This window comes from Sulfuricella sp., assembly GCF_035531155.1.
Classification (GTDB): Bacteria; Pseudomonadota; Gammaproteobacteria; order Burkholderiales; family Sulfuricellaceae; genus Sulfuricella.
Genome location: NZ_DATKTK010000056.1, coordinates 139,416 through 165,534 on the forward strand (window position 1 = coordinate 139,416; position 26,119 = coordinate 165,534).

Genomic DNA, 26,119 nt, shown 5'->3' on the forward strand with positions numbered 1-26,119 from the left:
CATAGCGTACGTTACGCGATCCGCGCCCAAGTGTTCCGCAAATACAACTTATCTTGATTCCTTCGCGTCGCGACATATCGCACTGTGTGTGTTTCCGCACAGACGAACCACTTTTAGAAGCGCATTTTGCGATCTCATGATGCTCGCGATGACTTGTGCGAGTGATGTACATCGGTACTCAACTCATAGTTCCCACCAATGCATTTCGCGGTCACTCTTAGAAGGAAAATAAAATGAAAAAATTCGACAATTATTTCAAGTCCAAATCAATAGCGTGGTTGATGGCATCATCATTAGCGTTACTTGTAGCCGGATGCGGCGGCGGCGGTGGAGGTGGCGCCGCCACAGGTACGCTCGGCGTTTCCCTCACCGATGCGCCAGCCTGCGGCTTTGACGCGGTAAATGTAACAGTGAACAAGGTTCGGGTGCACCAAAGCAGTTCGGCCTCCGACACCGATGCCGGCTGGACCGATATTACGCTGAACCCGGCGCGGAAAATCAATTTGCTCAATCTGAACAACGGCGTGCTCGACAACCTAGGCGAGACACCGTTGGCAGCAGGGCATTACACGCAACTGCGCCTGGTGCTGGACCCGAACACCTCAGCGGGCCTAACCAACTCGGTTGTCCCTTCGGGCGGGGTTGAGACCGCGCTCGTCACCCCAAGCGCTGTGCAAAGCGGGATCAAGCTGATTAACGAGTTCGACGTGGCATCCGGACAGCGTGTCGACTTGGTGCTGGATTTCGACGCCTGCAAGTCTGTTGTGAAGCGTGGCAACGGAACCTATGCGCTGAAACCAGTGATCAAAGTAGTCCCTTTTGTGCTGAACGGCATTGACGGTTTTGTCGATACCGCGTTGCTCGGCAACAGCGTCTTGGTGACGGCGCAGCAGAACGGCGCTGTAGTTCAATCCACGGCGCCGAACGCGCAAACCGGCGAGTTTTTCCTAGGCCGTCTTGTGCCCGGCAATTACGATGTCGTTCTCACCGCGGGCAGCCATGCCACTGCAGTGATTGCCTCAGTGCCAGTCGCGAGCACCACCAGTATTGCTATCCTTAGTAACACCGCCATGCCGATTACTTTGCCCGTGTCTTCCACCCACATCGTCAGCGGCACGGCAACCTTGAATCCAACAAGTTCGACTGAAGCCGCCTATGTGGCAGCGAAGCAAACCTTCGGTACCGCCCCGATCGTGACGGTGAAGTTCGTGGCCGCCGATGATTCAACGTCACCACCCGGCGCCTATACGCTAACCTTGCCCGTTGGCGCGCCGATGCTCGGCCAGTACGGTACGGGCACGCTGCCGATTCAGCTTGTTGCACAAGCTGGCGTGGCGGGCAAATACACCGTTGAAGCATCCGCGACCGGCTACCAGACCCAGTCAGTCATCAAGGACATTCCCGCGGCGGACGCAACGCAGAACTTTACTCTGGTGCCGTAATTCAACCTGCCGCTCGATCAGAAAAGAGAAAGTCATAATATCTAGTCAGCGACCGCCATGGGCATTGCGGCCATCGCAAGGCGACACCTGCTAAACGCTGAATCGGGTGATGGTCACCCGATAGATAACAAATTCAGGATCTCTCGAATATAGCCTTGGCTGCGGCCAAGGCTTTTTTTTGTACGAATTGAATCGCCCCCCCATATCCTTGCCCAATCGAGCGGCGGATTGGGCGCCATCAACACCCAGGGTCCAGATTCGCGCGGATCCGGCAATCCACCAACACAAAGGGGACACCGTTCCGGTTGCCCAATAACGTGTCTCGCCTACTGGTGTGGTTGTTCTTAGAAATGCAAGAAAGGAAATTAGCGGTAAGTTAAACAGAAAATCAGTAGAAAAATCTCTAAATCCGAACATATTTCTTTCGCGAAGAAGAAATTCTCAGAAAAAACCAGGTTGGTTGGCTCAGCGCCAAAATTGAAAGCGCGTTTTTCAACGCAATTCTGCCTTACCAGACACTCGTTACATGGTAGCGAGTTGCCTTTCCCTGCGTTAACTGATTGGGGATTGACATGACCTCTATAAGTGCTAGTTTTAATAAAGTGGTCCACTTTTCTTACCCTTGGCGCAGGGACTGGAACTCCAGGCAACCATAGCGCCGCAACATCCAAACTCAGGCTTCGCCTGCAAGACAAGGCGCCTCTGCCTCTTCAGGAGGACGCCGGCTGGCATTGGGAGGTAATGTGTTCACTACCAATCCGTTCACCCCGCTGACAGCCTTCGTGTCCCCTGCCGTCATGCAGGGCTATATCATTCTGATGATAATCGCGGTTGCCATTGGCACAGCATTCGACCTTCTTCATGGGAAGAAGGCCAAATTCTTCTTGCAAGAGAGGAAGCGAGCAAAGGCTGCCGCAAAGCAGCAACTCAGCACCGTGGGTATGGCCGCCATCGCGACCAGGACCCTCGTAAACGACATCGCCACTTTCGGCGAATTCTGCAACAGGTACAGAAGAATTTCCCATGTCCTGATGTTCTATGGCTTCGTGCTCTATTTAATCACGACCATCGTGCTGGTATTCGTCTATCCAACAGACACGCGTACGCCGGTTATCTTCCCGATCCTGTGGAACATCGGCGTCCTGATGACGCTTGTTGGGGGTTACTGGTTTTTCTTCTTTCTCAGGGTAAACGTAGTCCACGACGGCCATTCACCTTGGCGGCTGGTGCGTGCAGACCTATTCATCGTCACGCTCCTCGCAAGTGTAACGTTTGCACTTCTTTTGGAAGTCGTGGAGATGGCGGAGAACACTGCTGCGACCAAGGTATTCGCCGGCATCTACCTCTTCTTCACGACGCTGCTCTTTGTTTCCGTTCCCTGGTCCAAGTTCGCCCATATGTTCTACAAGCCCGTAGTGGCCTTCCAGAGAAGGGTGGAGGAAGCAGACGGCTCCTCCGATCTACCAACGCCCACAACGGCGGGAGGTGAGCGATGCCCACATTCACATACATGACGCGATGTGACGGCTGCGGAGAGTGCGTGGATATCTGCCCTTCCGACATCATGCACATAGACCCGGTCTACAGAAGGTCTTACAACGTCGAGCCAAATTTTTGCTGGGAGTGCTACTCGTGCGTGAAGGCATGCCCGCAGCATGCGATAGACGTTCGAGGATTTGCGGACTTCGCCCCGCTGGGCCACAGCGTCAGGGTACTCAGGGAAGAGGCCAATGGATCCATCTCATGGAAGATAAGGTACCGGGACGGGCGGGTGAAGGAATTCACCTTCCCGATCAGGACAACCCCCTGGGGTTCCATCAAGCCGCCATCCGATTATGAGGCGCCCGACGCAAATGCGCTGAGCTCTCAGATGCTCGCGCACGAGCCTGCGGCACTCAAGGTGGATGTGCTTCCTGCACTGCCGCCTGTCGAGCCGCAACACTAACCGCCGCTGGGAGATGCCATGGGCCTATTTTCACGCAGAAAAACCAAGTTCGTGGATACTGACATCTTGGTCATAGGCGGCGGCTTCGGCGGCTGCGGCGCCACTTACGAATCCAGATATTGGGGGCGGAACTTGAAGATCACCCTCGTCGAAAAGGCCAACATCGAGAGGAGCGGTGCCGTTGCCCACGGCCTGTCGGCGATAAATTGCTATATGGGCATGCGCTGGGGCGAGAACCAGCCGGAGGACTTTGTCCGCTACGCACGCGCCGACCTGATGGGGCTGGTGAGGGAAGATCTGATCTTCGACATCGCCCGGCATGTCGATGCTACTGTCCACATGTTCGAGGAGTGGGGCCTGCCGATCATGAAGAACCCGGAGACCGGCAGGTATCTGAGAGAAGGAAAATGGCAGGTCATGATACACGGCGAGAGTTACAAGCCGATCATCGCCGAGGCCGCCAGGAAGTCCGCCAGCGAAGTGCACAACCGGATCATGGTGACCCATCTGCTGATGGACAAGGTTCGCCCCAACCGAGTCGCAGGTGCCGTCGGCTTCAACGTCAGGGATGGGAGTTTTTACGTGTTCAGGGCGAAAGCGGTCATCGTCGCCGCCGGCGGCGCTTCGCACATCTTCAAGCCGAGGTCGATAGGCGAAGGCGCGGGAAGGACCTGGTATGCGCCGTGGAGCAGCGCTTCGGCCTACGGCCTCGTCTTGCGCGCAGGCGCCAAAATGATCCAGATGGAGAATCGCGTCGTTCTCGCCCGCTTCAAGGATGGTTACGGCCCGGTTGGCGCCTGGTTCCTGCTGCTCGGTGCGACTGACACCAACGCCTACGGGGATAACTACATCGCCGCCCGGTTAGAGGAAATGAAATCCCTGGTCGGCAAATATGCGGAGGCCAAGCCGATGCCGACCTGCCTGCGCAACCATGCCATGCTGCAGGAGATGAAGGCCGGCAAGGGCCCCATCTACATGCACACCCAGCCGGTTCTCGATACCAAGGAGAAGGAGGCGATCGGCTGGGAAGACTTTCTCGACATGACGGTCGGCCAGGCTGTGGTTTGGGCATCGCAGAACATCGACCCCAAGGAGAAATCGTCGGAGTTGATCACCTCCGAACCCTACGTCATGGGCTCCCACGCCACCTGTTCCGGCGCATGGGCCAGCGGGCCGGAGGACTGCGCCCCGGCGGACTACCAGTGGGGACATAACAGGATGACGACGGTTGAAGGTCTCTTCGGCGCCGGCGACACGATAGGCGGTTCCGCCCACAAGTTTTCGTCCGGTTCCTTTACGGAGGGCCGGATAGCGGGGAAAGCGGCGGTCAGGTATGTCATGGAAATGGCCGGGAACACGCCGCAGGTGGACGAAGCGCAGATCAGGATGCTCCAGGAAGAAATATTCAAGCCGCTGGAAAACTATGAAATCGGCAGGAACGAGATCGTCGCCGGGAGCGTGGCGCCGAGCTACATATCGCCTCTTCACGGCCTGCAGAGGCTGGAGAAGATCATGGATGAGTACGCCGGGGGCATCAGTACCATTTACGTGACCAGCGAACCGATGCTCAACCGGGGCATGGAGCTGCTGGCCATGCTCAAGGAGGATCTAGACCATATCGGTGCCGAGGATCTCCACCAACTCCAGCGGGCATGGGAGCTCAACCACCGGGTCTGGACTGCGGAGGCGGTGCTCAGGCACACGCTGTACCGGCAGGAAACCCGATGGCCAGGATACTATTACCGTGGCGATTATCCGCAACTGAACGATGCCGACTGGCATGCCTTCACCGCGTCGCAATACGACGCAAAGACCGGTGAATGGCACATGAGCAAGCTGCCTGTACATCAGATCATTGTGTGAGCGGGCGATACGATTTGAAACCAGGCTATCCGTTAGTTTCGTCATTCCCGCGAAAGCGGGAATCCAGTTTGTTTGAATGACCTCGCGTAGCGGGACAGACCGAGGTCTTGTCCGCTACGTGGAATTTTTATCTCTCTGGATTCCCGCTTTCGCGGGAATGACGCCGGGCCGAAGGCTTGGGCTGTGCATGCTCAATGCCGGCGACTATTGCATAGTCAGGTACTATACTATCCGGCTTCTCCCACTCAAGAGCAGCCATCCCCGAATGCGAAAAGAAGTCAAAGAGAAGCCCAAATACGCCGTCGTGGCGTCCGTGCAACTGCCGAACGTAAGCGACGTCGAGTTCGAGTCGTCGCTGGCCGAGCTGCGCGATCTGGCAAAGACACTGGGTTACCAGATCACCGCCACCTTCACGCAGAAGCGCTCCAGCTTCGACACCACGGCCTACCTGGGCGCCGGCAAGCGGCAGGAGATCCGCGAATTCGTGGACAACGTGCCCGAGCCCGTCGCCTTCGAGCATACGCCACAGGCCGCCGCCGACCCCAATGCCGGCAGGATCGACGCCGTCTTCGTCGATCACGAAATTTCGCCGTCGCAGGCGCGCAACCTCGAAATCGAGGTCGGCTGCGAGGTGATGGACCGCACCATGGTCATCCTCGAAATCTTCCACCGTCACGCCAGCTCCCGCGCCGCGCGCGCGCAAGTGGAAATCGCCCGCCTCGGCTACATGGCACCGCGCCTGCGCGAGGCGGCGAAGCTCGCCGGGCCGCAAGGGCGGCAGCGCAGCGGCACCGGCGGCCGCGGCGCCGGCGAATCGCACACCGAGCTGGACAAACGCAAGATCCGCGACCGCATCGCCGAACTGCAGCTGGAGATCGCTGCGATGGACGTCGAGCGCAAGACGCAGCGCGCGCGGCGGCAGGAGCGCCAGGGACTCGCCAACGTGGCGCTGGTCGGCTACACCAACGCGGGCAAGTCCACCCTGATGCGCGCCCTCACCGGCAGCGAGGTGCTGGTCGAAAACAAACTCTTCGCCACGCTCGACACCACCGTGCGCGCCCTCCAGCCAGAGAGCCGGCCGCGCGTGCTGGTCAGCGACACCGTCGGCTTCATCAAGAACCTGCCGCACGGGCTCGTCGCCTCGTTCAAATCGACGCTCGAGGAGGCGCTCGATGCGTCGCTGCTGCTCCACGTCATCGATGCGAGCGATCCCGGTTTCGAACGGCAACTCGAGGTCACCGACAAGGTGCTGGCCGAGATCGGCGCGAAGGACGTGCCGCGCATCCGCGTCTTCAACAAGATCGACCACGTCGGCGACGAAGCAGCGCAAGCCGAACGCGAAGCGGCGCTGCGCGCGCAGTACCCCGATTGCCTCGTGATGAGCGCGCGCCGCACAGCCGACGTCGCAAAACTGCGCGAGGCGATAGTCGCGTTTTTCCGGCAGGGCCTCGTTGAGGCCGAGCTTTTCCTGCCCTGGTCGGCACAGCAACTGCGCGGCGAAATCTTCGCGAGTTGCGAGGTGCTGGAGGAGCGTGCCGACGGCGAAGGCGCGTTCCTGCGCATACGCGGCGAGAGCGAGGCTGTGAAGGGCCTGTGCGAGCGGTTCGGCCAGGCGGAATGAATTCCACTTTTGGCCCGATCTTCCTGGGTATGCCGCTCATGGAAACACGCGCGAAGGCGACACAGCCACAGATACATATCTAAGTGATAAATATGACCACGTTAACCCAACTTCATGCCGATATTGACGTGCGCGTACAAACCATCCGGGGGGATCGTCCCGACTGGCAGTGCGGGAAAGGCTGCGACAGTTGTTGCCGGCGGCTCGCCGACGTGCCACAACTGACGGTAGCGGAATGGAACCTGCTGCGGGAGGGCTTGACCGATCTATCGGCGGAACGATTCCAGGAAATTCGCAGGAACATGGCCGCCTTGAGCAATCAGCGGCCTCACCCCATTATCTGCCCACTGTTGGATCTTTCTACCGGCGCCTGCCCTGTCTATGCTCAGCGTCCAGTAGCGTGTCGCACCTACGGCTTCTACGTGCAGCGCGATCTGGGGCTTTATTGCCACGACATCGAATCTCGGGTAGCCGACGGCGCCTTGATCGCCGTAGTGTGGGGTAATCACGATGCCATTGATCACCAGCTTGCAGGTCTTGGCGAAATCCGCTCGTTGACCGACTGGTTCGAGCGTTGGGATGGCACGAGTAGGGCGCCAATAAGCGTAGCGCATTGCGCCGTATGATTCTTGTCTTTACCTCACTACCCATCGACCTCCATGTCAGCCGCTTCTACTTGGTTTGAAATGCCCAGCCCCTTCGATTCCTACGGTGGCCGGGTGCTAATGCTGGAGCCGCCTTGGGCCTGTGCGGAGGCGTTGCGATCACAGTTGCTTGACGAGACTTACACCAAGCCCTACGTCATGGACGACGGCGAGCGGCGTTTTCTGCATTTCAACGAACGCTTGACCCAGAGCGCCATGCGTCTTGCCGCGCCCAACGACCTGGACCTGCGCTACACGCAAAAGATGATGTCCTTCCTGCTGTTCTGCTCCAGGCCGCGTCGGCTGTTGTTGATCGGCCTCGGTGGTGGCTCCCTGGTCAAGTTCTGCCACTATCGGCTGCCGGCTACGCACATGACCGTGCTGGAAAACAATCCTGACGTGATCGCATTGCGGGACGTTTTTCTGGTGCCACCTGATGGGCCCAATCTCAAGGTGCAGGAGGCTGACGGTGCAGCGTATCTGGAGCAAACGGAAAAAGGAATCGACGTGTTGCTGGTGGATGCCTTCGACAGCACCGGTTTCGCCCCCAGTCTCGCCAACCAGGAATTTTTCGAACGAGCCCGCTCCAAGCTGACGGGAAGCGGCATGCTGGTGGTGAATCTGGCGGGAGACGCGCAGACCTATGCGGGCCTGATCGGGGTGGTCATGCAGGTCTTCGACGATCAGGTCATCGTGTTCCCGGTGCGGGAGGACCACAACCATGTACTGCTGGCCTTCAGGGATCCGATGTTCGAGCCCAACTGGCGTCGGCTGCGAGGCTTGGCCAAGGAATTGCGGTCCAAGTACGGACTGGACTTTCCCACCTTCCTGGAAAAAATCGAGCGCTCGGCCAAGCTCGGTCTGGCCCGCCAAGAAGCGGGGCGTAGGTATTGATTCACCTGGCAATCGCTTAGGCCCACGTTAGGTGTTTTCGAATGGCCGATTCACTGTCCGAAGCAGCCTGACACAGGTATGAACTCAAGCAGCGGCTTTGGCAGAGGACCGGAAGGGCGCCGGGATTACTCGAATGGGCTGGAGTTCTGCCTTAGCTGCCGGTGGCATCCAGATGCACCAACGGCCGGCACTGAAGAATGGTGCATATAGTGGCGCCTTTACTGCATCGCTTTTCGGCATAGTAAACGTCTCTTTAAGCTCGCCGAAGAACACCCGGCACTGTAGCCGCTGCAACAAACCAAAGTGACTGGATACCAACGCTCCAGAGCCGCGGTTTGACACACAAGTTGACGGGGCGCAGACTGCCGCGCATTCCCAAACCATGTAGCACCACAGGAGAAGAGAATGTCCAAGAAACGGTTCCACTGCCAAGTGGTTACTCACGAAGGCATCAAAAGCATCAGCATCACCGATGACGCGCACCACTTCTGCATTACATTGGAAGACGCAGGCAATAGACTCACCGCCCTAAAAGAAGCCATCGCCATCGGCAAATATCCGATCGCCATGGAACTGGTGAACTCCTGTGCCAAATTGATGACCGGCCCAACCGTGAAATATCACGTCACACAACACGACGCCGAGAAGTTTCTCCATTCGCTGGATAAAGCGCTGCACCATTGAGACGCAAGCACACAAAAATGAAAGCCTCGCAGGGATGCGAGGCTTTCATTTTTGTAGAATTTTCAAGGTCGTAAATTGTGATCTTAAACACTGGCCTTGTCTGATGAGGTATTCGTGACCGTCCGCTGTAGGGCAGCGTAATGTCAAAACTATCTGGTGGCAGTGTGCCATGCCGGTCAAGGCTGCCGCAGGAAGTGACCGTTCCTCGGCCATAGCCGCCGGTGGGGCTCATGGCTGAATTTGGCTGCTATCGATTACAAACCGGGCGTTCGTTACCGAAGACACTACAACCGATCGCCTTAAAAAGCCGACAGATATGCAGAGTCGACTTTTGCTATGATAGCGTCTTTTCACTGGCCAAGTCGGCGCCGCTGTCTGGGCCAGCGGACCCTCTACGGAGTAGCACATATGGCCTCTTTGCAAGATCAGTTTTTGAAAGCCGGCCTAGTCGACAAAAACAAAGTCAAACTGGCCAACCAAGACAAGAGCAAGCAGAAGAAGGTCGAGCGCCGGACCGGTACGCACAGTGTCGATGAAGTGCGCCTGGCCGCACTCGAAACGCAACGCAAGAATGCCGAGCGGGCCCGCGAACTCAACGCCCAGCGCGATGCGGCCGCCACCCAGAAGGCGATCGTGGCGCAAATTGCACAGATGGTGCAAGAGAATCGCCAAAGCAAGGGCAACGGCGACATCGCCTATAATTTTACCCGCGACAATAAGATCGAACGGTTGTATGTGTCGGCCGCGGTTCAGGCGCATTTAACGGCCGGCCGCCTGGTGATCGTCTGCCAGGGCGGCACCACCGAATTGGTACCCAGGGTTATCGCCGACAAGATCGCCGAGCGCGATGCCTCGCTCGTCATTCGGGTGAACAAGACCAGCACCGAAATCGATGCGAACGATCCGTATGCCGCCTTCCAGATCCCGGACGACTTGATGTGGTAGCTCGGGTGGCCTGCCTTGCGCGGGACCGTGCCGTGAGCCGCCGCTCAGATATTCCTTGGCGGTGCTGTGTTGAAGGCAGCGCAAGCGGCCGCTTTCTAAAATTGCCAATGCGTACTCCCGACCCCGAAGAGACCGTCATCACATTGCTCTCCAATGTCAGTTCAACATCATAAAACAGACATCGAGATATATCGGGCTGTACTATTACATCATATGCGGACAAAGAAATTTATGGGGTTGCTATGAATCAACAGCCCATCAATAATCAGCCCGCCTTATAACTTATAATAGTACTGACCGGTGGGGCAGTAAAATAACTGTTAGCCGCTTCACAAAAAGGTGCGCCATGACGATTCAGTTTCCAATGCTTGTCTCATTCAGCGTATTGCGGGCATCAATGTCATCCGAGATTGAAGTGCATGGCGGCCTTCCCTGTGCAATCAACAGTCTCAAGCTGGTCCTCCTCGCTGATCGCGACACAAGAATTCACTTGTCCGGAGGGGAGCCCCTGTCCGAGATTGAGCTTCATTTCTCCATTTCATCCAAGTGGCGTACGCCAGCAGAACTTGACCGCGATCTGACTGCAAATGATGTCGGCTTTCTTTGCCACACACGGGAATCAAACGGTAAGGCGTTCGTTCACGGTGCTGCGGTATGGTCCAATGAGTCTCTGCCGCAATACCTTCTTGCAGAAAATGTTAGCCGTATCGCGCAGATCACAATTTCATCACTTCCTACCCTTTTGGAGTCTTGCCCTCCGCACTCTTGGGGAACAAGTCGTGAGCACGCCCTACACTTGTCCTCAGTGCGCTTTAGTGCGTTGCAAGGTGAAGGCTAGATGCACCACTACAACGCAGCTAACCAATCATTCAACCGGACCTGCGCGAAAAGCCGCGCAGGCCGGTGACTTTGAACGTTAGCCCACTTTTCGGAACCGCTATAGCCGCCATGTGTGAACTCAACTGGTTACTTCTCCTCGAATACGCCAAAGTTCTTTTTTCTTGGCCGCCCATCGCGCTCGTCATTGCACTCGTAATCCTTGCGCGGTTTCGGTTGGCCATTCAGGGCTTTCTGAATCGCGCTACTGAGGCCAATGTTCTGGGGCAAACTGTTAAGGCAGCCCCTCCGATTGAGCTACAGCGAGAAGTAAAGGGCAGCACAGAGGATCGTCTTACTCAAGCAGCCAAGGTTCAATCGACGCAGGTTGCAGGCGCAGCAACCCCAGAACATGCAACTCTGCCGCCTGAGCTTCAAAATGACCCGCAGGCCCAACTGGCGATTACCTACGTAAAGAATAACCCCATTCAAACGGTAGTTGAATATAAGAGGCTCTTCTTAAGTTACAACTATGAGCGCCTCTTTAATTCCGTCTACGGCACTCAGATCTCTCTTCTAGAGTTCCTTGCATCCCGTCCAACTGAGAGCATTACGCTTCCAGAAGTAGCTCCGTTCCACTCTGCACACCAAGCTCTTGTGGGTCGCACCGAATATCAGTTGCGAGACTACGTCAATTTTTTGGTTGCATTTGGGGTCTTGTCCGCCGAAGGCCCGCCGGACATCCTACGCTATCGCATTACCCAGCATGGTGCGGAATTCCTGTCCTACATCAAGGCCAACTATCCGTCGGTTTGGAACCAACGTGCATTATAGTCAGATCATCTTGCCTATCCAGTGGGCTTACCCGGCAAGTCAACCGGGCCTGCGCGAAAAGCCGCGCAGGCCGGTTATTCAGACGATGGGCATATTAAGGGGGGAATGATGTTTGAAACCGGCATAGAAAAAACAATTGTTACTACAGCTATTGTTCTTTGGTTTGCTCATGGCTGGTATCTAAACGAACGGTTAAAGCATGTGCACCAAAAACTAGACCTCGTTCTTGAGGCCTTCGACGGCCTCCGTGGTTATCTCTATGAAATAGATCCCCAATTTAACGATGAACGCCAAAGCCACGCCGCCTTCGAGAACGATGAATCTATGTTTTCTGGAATGAACAATATGGAACTCATTGAGAAGAAAAAACGGGACGGAAAGCGAACACTCAACACACCATTCGCTCAATGAATATACTTAACCCCATCATTCAAGCGGGACGCGCTAACCCGCGCCCCCCTAATTTAAACGTTGAGGCTTTAGAAAAACTCTTTCAGTAATTCCAACGACGAATGTCTGTAGTTCGGCAGCTTTCTGACTGTCATTTAATGTGGGACGAATGACCGAAACTGGCACAAAGCGCCCGTCTGGTCATGGCCCTCCAAAGCGGACATCGGCCGCATTTCTCCAAGGCAGTGAAATAGTGAAATGCAGCTTTGATTTGTTTTTTCTTTAATCAATCACGAGCTTCCTGCGCCATATCGGCAAGCGAAATGGCTTCGACATCTTCCGCTAAACGATAGCGCTCCTGGCCAGGATAACCGACGAATTTTCTTGCGGGTTTAAGATCGGTACAGGCGGCATAAAAGCCGCGTTCGACCTTGGAGCAAGGCTGCGCTTGATTTCTATGGCCCACAATTGGCCATCCGGCCAGGCCAGCAGCAGGTCGATCTCGGCACCGCCGCTGGTGCGGTAAAAATAGGCTTGTACGTCGACTTTGCCGCCCCCTTGCGCGGCGGCGATCAGGTTCTCAATGACAAAGCACTCCCAACTTTGGCCGACCACGGGGTGACCGAGCAGGGATTCCTTGTCTGGAATGCCAAGCAGGGCATGAACCAGGCCGCTGTCGCGCACATAAACCTTGGGGGATTTGACTAGCCGCTTACCTAAATTGGCATGCCAGAGTGGCAGGCGGCGCCGTTGCCTATCTCCAAAGCCAGCGTGGTCTTGCCCAATTGGCGCGGCCCTAGCAGTGCCACGGCGGGAGAATGCGCTATGGCATCGGCAAGTTGAGTGCTGAGTATTCTGTCTATCATGTTTGCAATTACGGATTTTCATTCCATGAATTGCAAGGATGTGCCATGACATTCTATCGGCAATGCGCCTGACCAAACATGCAAATTTGACCCGTCGTGTTGCAGCCGCTTCTGTATCACCGCCCCCGCCAGACGCTACCCTGTCTTCCCGTGCGAGAGGGCGCACTGGTTTCTTCCGAGCTCCAGTTCGCTGGCCTTCGCCTCGTCTACCTGAAGCAGGCCAGTGTTGACCCGCCGGATGTCGTCGTAGGACGGCGGATGTTCCGGCAGGTGTTCCAGGATGTAGGCGGTGAACACCTCCAGTCCCTGGCTCAACATGCGCAAACCCTCGTTGCGGCTGCGCAGCGCACCGATGGTGGCGCAGTAGCAGCCCTGATCATCTGCCTCTTGCATGTGGCTGAAGTGGGCCGGAAGCACGACGGTGTGGTCGGGCAAGGTCAGCACACGTTGCAGCGAACGATAAAGAAGGGGAGCCCAGGTCTTTGCCCGTCCGCCCAGATCGGGCCGGCCAATCGAGCCGATGAACAAGGTATCGGCGGTAAGCAGAAAGCGGTCGTCCACCAGCGGATTGGTCATGCCGAGGGTGTGGCCGGGGAGATGGAGTGCGCGGACGTTCACCTCACCCAGCGTAAATGCCGTTCCATCCTCCAGATAACGGAAGGAAAAAGTCGCCGGAAGCAGGTCATCAGGATGGATGCTGTCATAAGGATGCAGCCAGTAGTCCACCCCCATCGACTTCGCCAGGGCCACCCCGCCGCTCAGATGGTCAGCCTGAAGATGGGTGTCGAACACGGTCGTGATGCGCCAACCGCGCTCGGCGGCGATTCGGGTGTAGACCTCGATGTGGCGCGCGGCGTCGACTACCATGGCCTCGCCGCCGCTGGCCAGCAGGTAGCTGAGGCAGCCCCGTGCCGGTCGGCTGATCTGGAGCAGGGTGAACCGCGGGGTCTCCTCCACGGCGCGCATTTCGTAGTGGTCGCCCCAGGCCGCCATGCCGCCTTCCAGGTTGAACGCCTGATAGCCGAGCCGCCGCAGCCCCTCGGCAACATGGGCCGAGGTGTCGCCCTTGGCACATACCGCCAGGATCGGCCCGCTCCGGGGCAAGCTGTCCTTTAGCCGATCCGGGACCGCGCGGGCAACCGCTGCGGCGATTTCTTCGTCTTCCTCTTCCAGGTCCAGCAGATCGAAGTAGGGTATGTTGAGGGTCTGGATCGGACCCTTGCCCTCGATTTTCCAGGTATCGAATTCGTCCTGATTGCGTACGTCCAGAATGGATAACCGGCTACCCTCGTTCAGATGACGGTGAAGTTCCGCCGGGCTCCAAACAGGGATCTTGCGCGTGGTCATATCTTCCTCCTGTCCTGAAATAGAATTACTTTCACTATAGACGCTGGGACAATGCTGGCGCGGGGATCTTTGGCGCCCGGCCCCCATGGCTAGACCATGAGGCTTTAGGGCGATGGTGCGACCCCCCTTCCATAAGGGGGGTGACAGCCGCACGAACTGATAATTACCAGCTGGTCCTAGCACTCTGGGCATCCACTAAGGGTGGTTGTGTCCGTCAAGTTGTGCAAAAAGGCCATGGCTGAGGTTGTCCTAGTGGCCACTTAAGCGGCCAATCTCAGTGCTTCCATCTTCTGCTCGGCAGAGCAAAGTAGAGCCAATCCTCGGCATTTCTCGCTATGGCTTCCGCACTTTTCAGTAGGCGATGTGAAATCATCGCATGCCCTAAATCCAGCCATCGCAACGCGCATTGGCACATCACGCGGTCCCGTCCGCTTGATTCTCCGCTTGCCTCAGGCAGCGCCTGGCTTCTTTAGGTACGTCCAGGTCGATCAAGGTCCGTGCCAAGGCAAGCCAGTCCAGCGAGATGACTGCCTGCTGCTCGGCGGTGGCTAGTCAGGTCTTGACCTTATTAGTATCCCCCGCGTGACGCCAAATCCTAACAATTGATTGGACGATTGGGGACAGACCACGGTTTTGGGATTCGATGACTGTCCGTAATGGGACAATTGGGGACAGACCACGGTTTTGTGATTCGATGACTGTCCGTAATGGCCGAGGAGCGGACCGTCATGACAATCTCGCTGACAGACCGGTGAGGGTCGGGAACGGTAATTCTCGCGAGTTGGAATTAAAACAGGGGTGTCAGTTTCAAGTCCCCCAATCACCCCTCACCCCCTCTGCGGCGTGTTAAAATTCCGTCCATGCGTTCCCTACCCTACTGGCGACTCTCCGGTTTTTATTTCTTCTATTTTGCCTTTGTCGGCGCGATGGCTCCGTTCTGGGGGCTGTATCTCAAATCGCTAGCATTCAATGCGTTCCAGATCGGCGTGCTGATGTCGCTGCTGCAGGTGATGCGGATTTTTGCGCCCAACTTCTGGGGCTGGGTGGCCGACCGTGCCGGCAAGCGCGTCGCCATCGTCCAGATTGCTGTCGGTTTGAGCTTGCTGAGCTTTATTCCTGTGTTCTTCGGTTCCAGCTTTGCCTGGCTGTTCGTGGCGATGTCGTTGATGAGCTTTTTCTGGAGTGCTTCCCTGCCGCTGGTGGAAGCGACCACGCTCAGCCATCTCGGCGAGAAGACTGCAAAGTACGGGCGCATCCGGCTGTGGGGCTCGGTCGGATTCATCATTGCGGTGATCGGGTTGGGCTTCCTGTTCGACTTTGTGGCGATTCGCTGGCTGCTGTCGGCAGTGCTGGGCATCGTGATTGCGTTGCTGCTGTTTTCGCGCCACATTCCGGAGGCGGAGGTGCTGCCTCATCACACCGACCATTTGCCGATCTGGCATATCATCCGTCGCCCCGAAGTGCTGGCCTTCATCGGCGCCGGCTTCCTGATGGCGGCGGCGCATGGCGCTTATTACACGTTCTACTCGATTTATCTGGTCGATCACGGTTATGCCAAGAGCAGCGTGGGGCTGCTGTGGTCGCTCGGGGTGGTGTGCGAGATCGGCGTGTTCCTGTGGATGCCGCGCCTGCTGCGCAGTGTCACACTGCGCCAGGTGTTGCTGGCTAGCCTCGCCCTCGCAGTGTTGCGCTTTCTGATGATCGGCTGGGGGGTGGGCTGGATTGCCGTGATCGTGGCGGCCCAGTTGCTCCACGCCGCCACGTTCGGCGCCTACCATTCGGCGGCGGTGGAAATGGTGCACCGCTTTTTCAAAGGCCGGCATCAGGCCCAGGGGCAGGCGCTCTACAACAGCGTGTCGTTCGGGGCGGGAGGGACGCTGGGCGGGCTGTATAGCGGCATGGCCTGGGAAACGCTGGGGCCGAATGTCACGTTTACCATTGCGGCGGCTTTTGCCTTGGCGGCGTTTGGGTTGGTGGCTTGGAAGTTGAGGTTGTAGCTTGTAAAGGAAACGTGGCGCGCCCCGTTTTCCTTGTGCAACTATCCGATTTACTAAGCCCGGATATTCCATAAATTAACACGCGCCATCGCTAGTCTTTTGATTGATAGGAAATATTTTTCTCACCCGCAAGGAGTGTCCCCACCGGGTTCCCGCCGCTACGCGTCGACCACGGCGAGACAGTCGGTCGTATGAATAACTACGACACTCCTTCTCAAAACTTCCCTATCAATCAAATGGGGTAAGCAGGGATGGGCGGCTTTATGGCCCAACTCGCAAAATCCTGCGCGATCATCACGCGAATTTATGGAATATCCGGGCTAAAAATATGCCATAATTTCTGTTTTTCGCCGTCATTAGTCAGTCATGAGCGCACAAACCCTTTACGACAAGTTATGGCAGTCCCATGTGGTGCACTCCGAGTCGGATGGCACTACGCTGCTTTACATCGACCGCCACTTGCTGCATGAAGTGACCAGCCCGCAGGCATTCGAGGGGCTGCGCCTGGCTGGGCGCAAGCCGTGGCGTTTGTCTGCCAATCTGGCGGTGGCCGACCACAACGTGCCGACTACCGACCGCAGTCATGGTATCGCCGACCCGATTTCGCGTCTTCAGGTGGAAACCCTGGACGACAACTGCGCCATTTTCGGGATTACCGAATTCAAGATGGGCGATGTGCGCCAAGGCATCGTTCACGTCATCGGCCCGGAGCAGGGCGCGACCCTGCCGGGGATGACGGTGGTGTGCGGGGATTCGCATACCAGTACGCATGGCGCGTTCGGTGCGCTGGCCCATGGTATCGGTACCAGCGAGGTCGAGCATGTGCTTGCTACGCAGTGCTTGCTGCAGAAGAAATCCAAAACCCTGCTGGTCAAGGTGGAGGGGGCTCTGGGCAAAGGCGCCACGGCCAAGGACATCGCCCTGGCGGTGATCGGCAGGATCGGCACCGCAGGCGGTACCGGCTACGCCATCGAGTTCGTCGGCTCGGCGATCCGCGCGCTTTCCATGGAAGGGCGCATGACCTTGTGCAACATGGCGATCGAGGCGGGTGCGCGTGCCGGCATGGTGGCGGTGGACGACACCACGATCAATTACATCAAGGGCCGCCCCTTTGCACCCAAGGGCGAGCTGTGGGACAAGGCGGTAGCCAACTGGCGCACGCTGGTGAGCGACGAGGGCGCGCATTTCGATGCGGTGGTCGAAGTCGATGCTGCGGCGATCAAGCCCAGCGTGACCTGGGGCACATCGCCGGAGATGGTGGTTACCGTGGACGACAAGGTGCCCGATCCGGCGCAGGTGTCTGATCCGGTCAAGCGTTCCGGCATGGAACGGGCACTGGCCTACATGGGCTTGCAGGCGAATACGCCGATCACGCAGATCGCCGTGGACAAGGTGTTCATCGGCTCCTGCACCAATTCCCGGATCGAAGACCTGCGCGGCGCGGCGAAAATCGCCAAGGGCAAGCACAAGGCGGCGAACGTCAAGCAAGTGCTGGTGGTGCCGGGTTCCGGTCTGGTCAAGCAGCAGGCTGAGGCGGAAGGCCTGGACAAGATTTTTATCGAGGCCGGTTTCGAATGGCGCGATCCCGGATGCTCGATGTGTCTGGCGATGAACGCCGACCGGCTGGAACCGGGAGAGCGTTGCGCCTCCACCTCCAACCGCAATTTCGAGGGACGGCAGGGGCCGGGTGGAAGAACCCATCTGGTCAGTCCGGAGATGGCCGCGGCTGCGGCGATTGCCGGGCATTTCGTCGATATTCGAGATTGGCTGTAACAACACGTTTAAGGAGATCGCAATGGCGAAGAAACTGATTGCATTGCTGTCCATCGGGATGATGTTTGCGCTGGTCGGTTGCAATACCATGCGCGGCGTCGGCCAGGATATCGAGAAGGGTGGCGAAGCCATTCAGAAGGCGGTTAAATAAATGGAAAAATTCACCCGGCTGGAAGGTTTGGTGGCACCGCTGGATCGTGCCAACGTCGATACCGACGCGATCATCCCCAAGCAGTTCCTGAAGTCCATCAAGCGCAGCGGCTTCGGGCCGAACCTGTTCGACGAGTGGCGCTATCTCGACCACGGCGAACCGGGACAGGATTGCAGAAACCGTCCGCTCAACCCGGATTTCGTGCTCAATCAGCCGCGCTACCAGGGCGCGCAAATCCTGCTGGCGCGCGAGAACTTCGGTTGCGGCTCAAGCCGCGAGCATGCCCCATGGGCGTTGCTGGACTACGGTTTCCGTGCTGTCATCGCGCCCAGCTTTGCCGATATTTTCTTCAACAACTGCTTCAAGAACGGCATTCTGCCGATCGTGATGGATGCCGGAGAAGTCGACCGCCTGTTCAAGGAAACGGTGGCGACCGAGGGTTACCGCCTGACGGTGGACCTGGAGAAACAGTTGGTCACCACACCCGGTGGGCATGGCATCCGCTTCGAGGTGGACGCTTTCCGCAAATACTGCCTGCTCAACGGCCTGGATGATATCGGCCTGACCTTGCAGAACGCGGACAAGATCAAGGCATACGAAGAGCGGCGGCGCCAGTCGGAGCCGTGGGTGTTTAGTTAGGGATTGATTTCACCGCAGAGGCGCAGAGGCGCAGAGATTTTTGGTTTTCTCTGCGCCTCCGCGCCTCTGCGGTTCAAGAAGGTTTTGAACTAGGGAATAATTAAATGAAAATCGCAGTTTTGCCGGGTGACGGCATTGGTCCGGAAATCGTCGCGCAGGCGGTCAAAGTGCTGAAGGCGCTGTCCAGCGATGGCGTGAAAATCGAGATGGAAGAAGCGCCGATCGGCGGGGCGGGCTACGACGCAGCGGGCGATCCGTTGCCGGCGGCGACGCTGAAGCTGGCGCAGGATGCCGATGCCGTGCTGCTGGGAGCGGTCGGCGGCTGGCAATACGACACACTGCCGCGGCCGATGCGTCCGGAGCAAGGCTTGCTGCGCATCCGCAAGGCACTCAATTTGTTCGCCAACCTGCGCCCGGCGCTGCTTTATCCTGAACTGGCCGGCGCTTCCAGCCTCAAGCCGGAAGTGGTGTCGGGCCTCGACATCATGATCGTGCGTGAGCTTACCGGCGATATCTACTTCGGCCAGCCGCGCGGCATCCATGTCAATGAAAAGGGCGAGCGCGAGGGCTTCAACACGATGCGCTATTCGGAGTCGGAAATCCGCCGCATCGGGCATGTCGCCTTCGGCATTGCCAGCAAGCGCAATTGCAAGGTTTGCTCGGTGGACAAGGCCAACGTGCTGGAAACCACCGAACTGTGGCGCCAAGTCATGATCGAGGTGGCACAGTACTACCCGGATGTCGAGCTGTCCCATATGTATGTGGACAACGCGGCGATGCAGCTGGTGCGCGCGCCCAAGCAGTTCGATGTGATCGTGACCGGCAATATTTTCGGCGACATCCTGTCCGACGAGGCGTCGATGCTGACCGGCTCCATCGGCATGCTGCCTTCGGCTTCCCTGGACAGCAACAACAAGGGCATGTACGAGCCCAGCCACGGCTCCGCGCCGGACATCGCCGGCCAGAATGTCGCCAATCCGCTGGCCACCATCCTTTCGGCGGCGATGATGATGCGCTATACCTTCGGCCGGGAGGAAGTCGCACAGCGCATCGAAGGCGCGGTGAAAAAGGTGCTGGCTAACGGTTTGCGCACCGCCGACATCTGGACCGAAGGGACGCGCAAGGTGTCGTGCAGCGAGATGGGCGACGCGGTGGTTGCGGCATTGTGATTCTGGATTGAACCGCAGAGACGCAGAGGCGCGGAGAAATTCGAAATAATCTCTGCGCCTCTGCGTCTCTGCGGTGAATATTGGTTTTTATTAGAGGAATTGAATGATGTTGAAAGTAGGTTTGGTTGGCTGGCGCGGCATGGTGGGTTCGGTGCTGATGCAGCGGATGCGCGAGGAAAAGGATTTCGACCATTTCGAACCGGTGTTCTTCACCACCTCCAATGCGGGCGGCAAGGGGCCGGATATCGGCAAGGACGTTCCGCCGCTGAAGGATGCCAAGGATATCGCCGAACTCAAGGTGATGGACGCGATCATTTCCTGCCAGGGCGGTGACTACACCAAGGAAGTGTATGGTGATTTGCGCGCAGCCGGCTGGCACGGCTACTGGATCGACGCGGCTTCCACGCTGCGCATGAAAGACGATGCCATCATCATTCTCGACCCGGTCAACAGGAACGTGATCAAGGAAGGTCTGGCCAAGGGAGTGAAGACTTACGTCGGCGGCAACTGCACGGTCTCGCTGATGCTGATGGCGATCGGCGGCCTGTTCGACAAGGGCCTGATCGAGTGGATCAGCCCGATGACCTATCAGGCTGCCTCTGGTGCCGGCGCGCGCAACATGCGCGAGCTGATCCAGCAGATGGGCGCGATCGACAATGAAGTGAAGGCGCTGGTGAGCGACCCGGCCTCGGCGATTCTGGAGATCGACCGGAAAGTGGCCGATTTCATCCGCTCCGACCGCTATCCCGTGGACGCCTGGCCGGTGCCCTTGGCCGGTTCGTTGATTCCGTGGATCGACGTGGCGCTCGAATCAGGCCAGAGCAAGGAAGAGTGGAAGGCACAGGTGGAGTGCAACAAGATACTGGGTCGTTCCGACAGCCAGATTCCGATCGACGGCCTGTGCGTGCGCATCGGCGCGATGCGCTGCCACAGCCAGGCGCTGACCATCAAGATGACCGGGGATGTGCCGCTGGACGAAATTCACGGCATCATCGCGGCGCACAACGACTGGGTGAAAGTGGTGCCCAACGACCGTGAGATTACCATGAAGGAGCTCACCCCTGCGGCAGTGACCGGCACGCTGACCGTGCCCGTAGGCCGCATGCGCAAGCTCAATATGGGGCCGCAGTACCTGTCGGCTTTCACCGTCGGCGACCAGCTGCTGTGGGGGGCTGCCGAGCCGTTGCGCCGCATGCTGCGTATCCTGATCGAAGACTGAAATTGGCGATATTTAAGCCCCGGCCGGTACGGGTATCCTCGTGCCGGCCGGGGCTTCGCTTTTTCCTCTCGATTTCGCTGTGGCGAGGTTACAAACTTGTAATTAATCTACTCACTTACAACCCAATTTAACATGCAAGATTGGCTTGCATCACTAACTCCATGATGTTAATTTAGTTAACCTAGCCAAAAAAATCTATTGAGGGTGGCATGGATCGAAAATATTATAAAAAAACGGCTTGGTTGACTGCCGGCTTGATGCTGATGGCATCTCTTCCCGCTTTTGCGGCCGGACTTGGCAAGCTGACGGTGACGTCGACCTTGGGGCAACCGTTCAGGGGGGAAATTGACCTATTTGCGGTGGACAAGAAAGATCTCAGCTCAATCCATGCCCGTTTCGCCTCCTTCGAGGCTTTTAAGGAAGCGAAAATAGAGCGCTCCCCAGTCCTTTCTGCCATGCGCTTGAGTGTGGAACAGAAAAAGAACGGCGATCCCTATCTCAAGATTACCTCCTCAAAACCTGTAGACGAACCCTTCCTGGACATGCTGATCGAGCTCGATTGGCCCGCCGGTCGTCTGGTACGTGAATACACCGTCCTGCTTGACCCTCCCGGTTATGGTGAGCAGCCGACAGAAGTCGCCCCGGCGGTCAAACCTGTTTCAGCTGTACCCGCACAGGCGGCGGTTTCGGCTCAGCCGGCCGATACGTCGAATGGTGCTGTAAAGCCGGAAATCAGGGCGAATATTCCCTTGGACAAGGAGCTGCAGGCAAAAGAAGAAGCGAAAGTTGTTGGAGAGAGTAAACCTGCCCGGGAGACCTATGGTCCGGTCAGGAAAGGTGAGAATCTGGCGGGTATCGCCTCTGCTCTGAAACCGGAGGGTGTCAGCCTGGAGCAGATGCTGGTCGCATTGTTCCAGTCCAACAAACAGGCGTTTGCTGGCAACAACATGAACCGGTTGAAGGCGGGCCAGATTCTGCGTGTGCCTGAGGCCGGACAAGCCGAAGAGGTGAAAACGAACGAGGCAGCCAAGCAGGTGAAAGCCCATTCCGCCGACTGGCATGCCTACCGTCAGAAGCTGGCGGCGGCCGTGGCCGAGGCTAAGCCGGAACAGGAAGACGCGGCCAGGCAGGTGGTGAGCGGCAAGATCACCACCGCGGTGGAAGACAAGGCAGCCGCAGCGAAAGAATCCGCCACGGATGTTCTCAAGCTGTCCAGGAGTGAAGGCCTGGGTGGCGCAAAGCCGGCTGCAGCAGTTGGCGGCGGCAAGGACATGCAGGCGATGAAGGGGCAGATCCAGGCCATGCAGGAAGAAGCCACGGCCAAGGAAAAGGCGATCAAGGAGGCTAACCAGCGCATCTCTGACCTGGAAAAGAATATCAAGGAAATGCAGAAGCTGCTGGAGCTGAAAAATCAGAACCTGGCGGATCTGCAGAAACAAGCTGCCGCAACCAAGACGGCGCCGTCGGTTTCGCCCGCCCCCGCGCCAGCTGTGCCAGCAACGGCCAAGCCTGAAGAAAAGCCTGCCGTTCCCGCTGCGGTCGCTGAGAAAGCGCTCGCGGTTGACGAAAAACCGGCGGCCAAGCCGAAGAAACCCCAACCGGTGCTCGTTGAGCAGAAGGAGCAGGAAGCATCCTTCCTCGATGAAGCGATGGATAATCCGCTCTATCTGGGTGGCGGCGCAGCGGCAATCCTGCTGCTAGGCCTGCTGGGTGCGAAAGCGGTTGTGGCTAGACGCAGAAAAAACGTCGCCAGCTTCGAAGACAGCATCATGACCCATGGCGATCTCAAGGCCAACACGATCATGGGCGGTACCAGCGGCGGCAAGATCGACACCAGCGATACCTCGTTTTTGACCGATTTCAGTCAATCCGGACTGGGGTCGATCGATACCAACGAAGTTGATCCCATCGCCGAGGCTGAGGTCTACATGGCCTACGGTCGCGATGCACAGGCGGAGGAAATCCTCAAGGAAGCGCTGAGCAAGGATCCCAACCGTCACGAGATTCGCCTCAAGCTGCTGGAAATCTATGCCGGGCGCAAGAATCTGAATGCCTTTGAAGCCGTGGCAGGAGAAATTTATGCCGCGCTTGGCGGGCAAGCCAGCCCGGTCTGGGACAAGGCGGCCGAAATGGGTCGTGCGCTGGATCCGCAGAACCCGCTCTATGGTGAGAAACCGAAAGCTGCGGTTGCGACCGAGCCTGCCGCCCGCGGTGATGAGAATGTATTCGAAAAGACCATGATTGCGGCGGGTGGCACCGCGGGTCTGGTCGCGGCGGCAGAGCATAGTGTCACCCTAGATCTGGGTGGCCCGGAGATTACGGAAGTCGCCGGGTCGGACCTGGATTTTAATCTCGACATCGCAGCGCCGGCGGCCGAAGCCGCTCCTGATGTTCTGTTGCCGGAGCCGGCCGAGGAGCACCTGCCTGTTGAGAAAGCCGCTACCGATCTTGGGTTCGACCTCGATCTGGGTGCGCTTGCTGGAGCGGGTACTCAAGCTAAGCAACCTGCGGCTGCGCCGGTTGTCGAGACAGAAGCGTCGGTTGCCGACATGGGGCTGGATTTTAATCTGGATCTGGGTGCTCCCACTGTGGTTGAAGCTGCGCCAGGACCGGCTGCGGCAACCATGGAGTCGGATGAGAGCGCGATGGAGTTCGCGCTGACTCAGGCGGCTCCTGCCATACCTGCCGAGGAATTGATTAGCGCCGAGAGCTGGAAAGATGAAGTGATGGGGCTCGCTGTCGGCGGATTGACAATGGCACCCGGCGCCGAGGATGAGATGGCGAAAGTCGGGGACAAACTGGCTATGCCCGATTTCTCTGTTGGCGAAGAAGCTGCATCTGCGGGTGAAGAGATGGAATCCATCGAGCTTGCCGCGCTTCCCGTTGAAGAGGCTCCGCTGGATTTCGATTTCAACCTGGATCAGGAAGAAACCCCTGCGCCCGCCGAATCAAAAGGAGTGGCTGTTCCAGATCTCGACCTTTCCGGTATCAGCCTGGATATGAGCGAGCCTGGTTCGGCAAAGGCGGCGCCCACCGATTTTCCGGATGATTTCGGCAATCAGGAAGTTTCGACCAAGCTGGATCTGGCGAGAGCTTATGTCGACATGGGCGACGTGGAAGGTGCGCGGGATATCCTGCAGGAAGTGCTGAAAGAAGGCGCAGCCGAGCAACAGGAAGAAGCACGGAAGCTGCTCGCTGAACTGGGGTGATGTGTCTGTAGAAAAATCACCGCAGGCAGGCGGTGAGTTCCTGCATCCGGCCAGCCTGATCCTGATCTGGCTGGCCTTTGCTTTTTGCATTCCCTGGCTGCGACCCGCCGAACTGTCAGCGATTGTTTTCCTGTTTTCCCTGCCGCTGCTGCTGCGGCACTCCGCCCAGTACCTCAGGTTGTTGCGTCGCAGCCGTTGGCTGTTGATTTCCCTGATTCTGGTGTATGCCTTCGTTACACCCGGCGCGGCGGCGATTGCCGTCCTGGGTGCTTATAGCCCCAGCCGGGAGGGCTTGCTGTCGGGCGGCCTCCAGGCGCTGCGCTTGATTTCGCTGCTGGCTACGCTGGCACTATTGCTGGCGACGACTTCCCGCGACCGGATATTGGCGGGCTTGTATTTTCTGCTGCGGCCTTTCGTCTTGATCGGGGTGGATATCGACCGGGTTGCCGCGCGCATCTGGCTAACCCTGCACTATGCGGAGAAGGGCGAGCAGGCCGGGCCGCGCCGCTCCGGCGAATGGCGCGAACGATTGCAAGCGGCGCTGCATGGCTCGGGGCATGAAATGGTTAGGATCGAACTGGAAGTCGGGCGCTTATCCCGGCCGGATTACGCGGCATTATTCTGCTCTGCCCTGGCATTCGGGCTGCTGCTGGCGCGGGGGGTGACTTGAGAATCGCACTCGGCGTGGAATACGATGGCAGCCGTTTCTGTGGCTGGCAGAGCCAGCTTTCCGGCTGTGGCGTGCAGGATATCCTGGAGCGTGCGCTCTCTGGCATCGCCGGGGAACCGATCCGGGTTGTGACGGCGGGGCGCACCGACGCCGGCGTGCATGCGCTGCACCAGGTCGTGCATTTCGACACTGACGTAGCCAGGCCGGACAGCGCCTGGGTTCGCGGTGTTAATGCCCTGCTGCCGGACAGTGTTGGCGTACAGTGGGCGCACCCGGTGAGCGAGGAGTTCCATGCCCGTTTCAGCGCGGTATCCAGAAGTTACCGCTACCTTCTGCTCAACCACCCGGTGCGTCCCGCGCTGCTTTCCGGCAAGGTGGGCTGGTTTCACCAGCCACTGGATATGGAGGCGATGCGGCAGGGGGCTCAGTTTCTTTTGGGCGAGCATGACTTCTCCGCTTTTCGCGCCGCCCAGTGCCAAGCCAAGTCGCCGATCAAAGATCTGCAGAAAATCGGGATTGAACCAAGCGGCGACTATATTTTATTTGATTTCACCGCCAATGCCTTTCTTCACCACATGGTGCGTAATCTGGTCGGCAGCCTGGTTTATGTCGGCAAGGGCAAGCATTCGCCGGCCTGGATGCTGGAGCTATTGGAAAACCGGAACCGTACACACTCTGCGCCCACTTTCGCGCCGGATGGTTTGTACCTGGCGGGCATCGGTTACGATCCGAAATGGGCTATTCCCAATGTTTCGAGAATGCCAAATTTTGCGTTTGGCTGAGCTGCAAATATAAACAAGCGCCTTTCGCTATTGCCCCTTCCCCCTCGCAGGGGGAAGGTTGGGATGGGGGTTAACATGCTGACTCTCTGGCGAAACATCCAACCCCCACCCTAGCCCTCCCCCTAAAAAGGGGAGGGAATGTGGATGCTGAAGGCGCGCCTAGAATCGCAAGTTTTACGCTAATGGATTATCCGAATTAATGTAATATTGTTTCCAACG

23 protein-coding genes are annotated in these 26,119 nt (G+C 57.9%); 21 read left to right on the top strand and 2 right to left on the bottom strand.

The genetic code is table 11. The features are described from left to right. Positions 1-233: 233 nt before the first annotated feature. The 12 genes from VMV64_RS13055 (at position 234) to VMV64_RS13110 (ending at position 12,099) form a co-directional block, all read left to right on the top strand. On the top strand, positions 234-1,442 hold the full coding sequence (locus tag VMV64_RS13055) for a DUF4382 domain-containing protein (protein WP_325331016.1): 1,209 nt from the start codon (positions 234-236) through the stop codon (positions 1,440-1,442). 743 nt (positions 1,443-2,185) lie between these two features. After that, positions 2,186-2,956 (top strand): adenylyl-sulfate reductase, encoded by a 771-nt coding sequence (locus VMV64_RS13060; RefSeq protein ID WP_325331017.1) that lies wholly within the window; start codon positions 2,186-2,188, stop codon positions 2,954-2,956. Continuing rightward, on the top strand, positions 2,935-3,387 hold the full coding sequence (gene aprB, locus VMV64_RS13065; RefSeq protein WP_325331019.1) for an adenylyl-sulfate reductase subunit beta: 453 nt from the start codon (positions 2,935-2,937) through the stop codon (positions 3,385-3,387). The genes VMV64_RS13060 and aprB overlap by 22 nt, the downstream gene beginning before the upstream one ends. Before the next feature lie 18 nt (positions 3,388-3,405). Then, positions 3,406-5,250 (top strand): adenylyl-sulfate reductase subunit alpha, encoded by a 1,845-nt coding sequence (gene aprA / locus VMV64_RS13070; RefSeq protein ID WP_325331021.1) that lies wholly within the window; start codon positions 3,406-3,408, stop codon positions 5,248-5,250. 265 nt (positions 5,251-5,515) lie between these two features. Further along, positions 5,516-6,871, top strand: a complete 1,356-nt coding sequence (gene hflX / locus VMV64_RS13075) for a GTPase HflX (protein WP_325331023.1) — start codon at positions 5,516-5,518, stop codon at positions 6,869-6,871. A gap of 92 nt (positions 6,872-6,963) precedes the next feature. Beyond that, on the top strand, positions 6,964-7,497 hold the full coding sequence (locus VMV64_RS13080; RefSeq protein ID WP_325331025.1) for a YkgJ family cysteine cluster protein: 534 nt from the start codon (positions 6,964-6,966) through the stop codon (positions 7,495-7,497). 60 nt (positions 7,498-7,557) lie between these two features. After that, positions 7,558-8,409, top strand: a complete 852-nt coding sequence (locus VMV64_RS13085) for a spermidine synthase (RefSeq protein WP_325331027.1) — start codon at positions 7,558-7,560, stop codon at positions 8,407-8,409. A gap of 405 nt (positions 8,410-8,814) precedes the next feature. Continuing rightward, a complete protein-coding gene (locus VMV64_RS13090; RefSeq protein ID WP_325331029.1) occupies positions 8,815-9,093 on the top strand; it encodes a hypothetical protein in 279 nt (92 codons plus the stop codon). Positions 9,094-9,501: 408 nt separating this feature from the next. Then, complete coding sequence (locus tag VMV64_RS13095) at positions 9,502-10,038, top strand: DUF2058 domain-containing protein (RefSeq protein WP_325331031.1); 537 nt, start codon at positions 9,502-9,504, stop codon at positions 10,036-10,038. Positions 10,039-10,384: 346 nt separating this feature from the next. Then, the gene (locus tag VMV64_RS13100; RefSeq protein ID WP_325331033.1) at positions 10,385-10,876 is read left to right on the top strand and encodes a hypothetical protein; all 492 of its coding nucleotides are present in this window, start codon (positions 10,385-10,387) and stop codon (positions 10,874-10,876) included. Positions 10,877-10,986: 110 nt separating this feature from the next. Next, positions 10,987-11,688 carry a hypothetical protein gene (locus VMV64_RS13105; RefSeq protein ID WP_325331035.1) on the top strand — a complete coding sequence of 234 codons (702 nt, stop codon included), beginning with the start codon at positions 10,987-10,989 and terminating at the stop codon, positions 11,686-11,688. A gap of 21 nt (positions 11,689-11,709) precedes the next feature. Continuing rightward, the gene (locus VMV64_RS13110; protein ID WP_325331037.1) at positions 11,710-12,099 is read left to right on the top strand and encodes a hypothetical protein; all 390 of its coding nucleotides are present in this window, start codon (positions 11,710-11,712) and stop codon (positions 12,097-12,099) included. A gap of 321 nt (positions 12,100-12,420) precedes the next feature. Here VMV64_RS13110 and VMV64_RS13115 read toward each other — a convergent pair whose 3' ends face one another. Further along, positions 12,421-12,996 carry a DUF4143 domain-containing protein gene (locus VMV64_RS13115; RefSeq protein WP_325331039.1) on the bottom strand — a complete coding sequence of 192 codons (576 nt, stop codon included), beginning with the start codon at positions 12,994-12,996 and terminating at the stop codon, positions 12,421-12,423. 83 nt (positions 12,997-13,079) lie between these two features. Next, on the bottom strand, positions 13,080-14,291 hold the full coding sequence (locus tag VMV64_RS13120) for an MBL fold metallo-hydrolase (protein ID WP_325331041.1): 1,212 nt from the start codon (positions 14,289-14,291) through the stop codon (positions 13,080-13,082). 860 nt (positions 14,292-15,151) lie between these two features. Between VMV64_RS13120 and VMV64_RS13125 the strand changes: the two genes are divergently transcribed. From VMV64_RS13125 to truA, 9 genes are all read left to right on the top strand, one after another. Beyond that, positions 15,152-16,288: an MFS transporter gene (locus VMV64_RS13125; RefSeq protein ID WP_325331043.1), complete on the top strand. Its 1,137-nt coding sequence runs from the start codon at positions 15,152-15,154 to the stop codon at positions 16,286-16,288. A 366-nt stretch (positions 16,289-16,654) separates the two neighbouring features. Further along, positions 16,655-18,061 carry a 3-isopropylmalate dehydratase large subunit gene (gene leuC, locus VMV64_RS13130; RefSeq protein WP_325331045.1) on the top strand — a complete coding sequence of 469 codons (1,407 nt, stop codon included), beginning with the start codon at positions 16,655-16,657 and terminating at the stop codon, positions 18,059-18,061. Between the two features lie 22 nt (positions 18,062-18,083). After that, entirely contained in the window at positions 18,084-18,212 is a 129-nt protein-coding gene (locus VMV64_RS13135; RefSeq protein ID WP_325331047.1) for an entericidin A/B family lipoprotein, read from the top strand. Continuing rightward, positions 18,213-18,851: a 3-isopropylmalate dehydratase small subunit gene (gene leuD, locus VMV64_RS13140; protein WP_325331049.1), complete on the top strand. Its 639-nt coding sequence runs from the start codon at positions 18,213-18,215 to the stop codon at positions 18,849-18,851. A gap of 104 nt (positions 18,852-18,955) precedes the next feature. Further along, on the top strand, positions 18,956-20,020 hold the full coding sequence (leuB, locus tag VMV64_RS13145; RefSeq protein WP_325331051.1) for a 3-isopropylmalate dehydrogenase: 1,065 nt from the start codon (positions 18,956-18,958) through the stop codon (positions 20,018-20,020). 106 nt (positions 20,021-20,126) lie between these two features. Further along, the gene (gene asd, locus VMV64_RS13150; protein ID WP_325331492.1) at positions 20,127-21,239 is read left to right on the top strand and encodes an aspartate-semialdehyde dehydrogenase; all 1,113 of its coding nucleotides are present in this window, start codon (positions 20,127-20,129) and stop codon (positions 21,237-21,239) included. 209 nt (positions 21,240-21,448) lie between these two features. Then, positions 21,449-24,448, top strand: a complete 3,000-nt coding sequence (locus tag VMV64_RS13155) for a FimV/HubP family polar landmark protein (protein ID WP_325331053.1) — start codon at positions 21,449-21,451, stop codon at positions 24,446-24,448. A gap of 1 nt (position 24,449) precedes the next feature. Next, complete coding sequence (locus VMV64_RS13160; protein ID WP_325331055.1) at positions 24,450-25,118, top strand: CbiQ family ECF transporter T component; 669 nt, start codon at positions 24,450-24,452, stop codon at positions 25,116-25,118. Next, positions 25,115-25,900 (top strand): tRNA pseudouridine(38-40) synthase TruA, encoded by a 786-nt coding sequence (gene truA, locus VMV64_RS13165; protein WP_325331057.1) that lies wholly within the window; start codon positions 25,115-25,117, stop codon positions 25,898-25,900. Before VMV64_RS13160 ends, truA begins: the two co-directional genes overlap by 4 nt. The last annotated feature ends 219 nt before the right edge of the window (positions 25,901-26,119 follow it).

Excerpts from the sequence above, each read along its gene's own strand:
- VMV64_RS13120 (WP_325331041.1), bottom strand. The coding sequence starts at position 14,291 with ATGACCACGCGCAAGATCCCTGTTTGGAGCCCGGCGGAACTTCACCGT.
- VMV64_RS13095 (WP_325331031.1), top strand. The coding sequence starts at position 9,502 with ATGGCCTCTTTGCAAGATCAGTTTTTGAAAGCCGGCCTAGTCGACAAA.
- hflX (WP_325331023.1), top strand. The coding sequence starts at position 5,516 with ATGCGAAAAGAAGTCAAAGAGAAGCCCAAATACGCCGTCGTGGCGTCC.
- aprA (WP_325331021.1), top strand. The coding sequence starts at position 3,406 with ATGGGCCTATTTTCACGCAGAAAAACCAAGTTCGTGGATACTGACATC.
- VMV64_RS13100 (WP_325331033.1), top strand. The coding sequence starts at position 10,385 with ATGACGATTCAGTTTCCAATGCTTGTCTCATTCAGCGTATTGCGGGCA.
- leuB (WP_325331051.1), top strand. The coding sequence starts at position 18,956 with ATGAAAATCGCAGTTTTGCCGGGTGACGGCATTGGTCCGGAAATCGTC.
- VMV64_RS13155 (WP_325331053.1), top strand. The coding sequence starts at position 21,449 with ATGGATCGAAAATATTATAAAAAAACGGCTTGGTTGACTGCCGGCTTG.
- VMV64_RS13115 (WP_325331039.1), bottom strand. The coding sequence starts at position 12,996 with ATGTCATGGCACATCCTTGCAATTCATGGAATGAAAATCCGTAATTGC.
- VMV64_RS13055 (WP_325331016.1), top strand. The coding sequence starts at position 234 with ATGAAAAAATTCGACAATTATTTCAAGTCCAAATCAATAGCGTGGTTG.
- leuD (WP_325331049.1), top strand. The coding sequence starts at position 18,213 with ATGGAAAAATTCACCCGGCTGGAAGGTTTGGTGGCACCGCTGGATCGT.
- VMV64_RS13105 (WP_325331035.1), top strand. The coding sequence starts at position 10,987 with ATGTGTGAACTCAACTGGTTACTTCTCCTCGAATACGCCAAAGTTCTT.
- VMV64_RS13085 (WP_325331027.1), top strand. The coding sequence starts at position 7,558 with ATGCCCAGCCCCTTCGATTCCTACGGTGGCCGGGTGCTAATGCTGGAG.
- asd (WP_325331492.1), top strand. The coding sequence starts at position 20,127 with ATGTTGAAAGTAGGTTTGGTTGGCTGGCGCGGCATGGTGGGTTCGGTG.
- aprB (WP_325331019.1), top strand. The coding sequence starts at position 2,935 with ATGCCCACATTCACATACATGACGCGATGTGACGGCTGCGGAGAGTGC.
- VMV64_RS13090 (WP_325331029.1), top strand. The coding sequence starts at position 8,815 with ATGTCCAAGAAACGGTTCCACTGCCAAGTGGTTACTCACGAAGGCATC.
- VMV64_RS13125 (WP_325331043.1), top strand. The coding sequence starts at position 15,152 with ATGCGTTCCCTACCCTACTGGCGACTCTCCGGTTTTTATTTCTTCTAT.
- leuC (WP_325331045.1), top strand. The coding sequence starts at position 16,655 with ATGAGCGCACAAACCCTTTACGACAAGTTATGGCAGTCCCATGTGGTG.
- VMV64_RS13080 (WP_325331025.1), top strand. The coding sequence starts at position 6,964 with ATGACCACGTTAACCCAACTTCATGCCGATATTGACGTGCGCGTACAA.
- VMV64_RS13135 (WP_325331047.1), top strand. The coding sequence starts at position 18,084 with ATGGCGAAGAAACTGATTGCATTGCTGTCCATCGGGATGATGTTTGCG.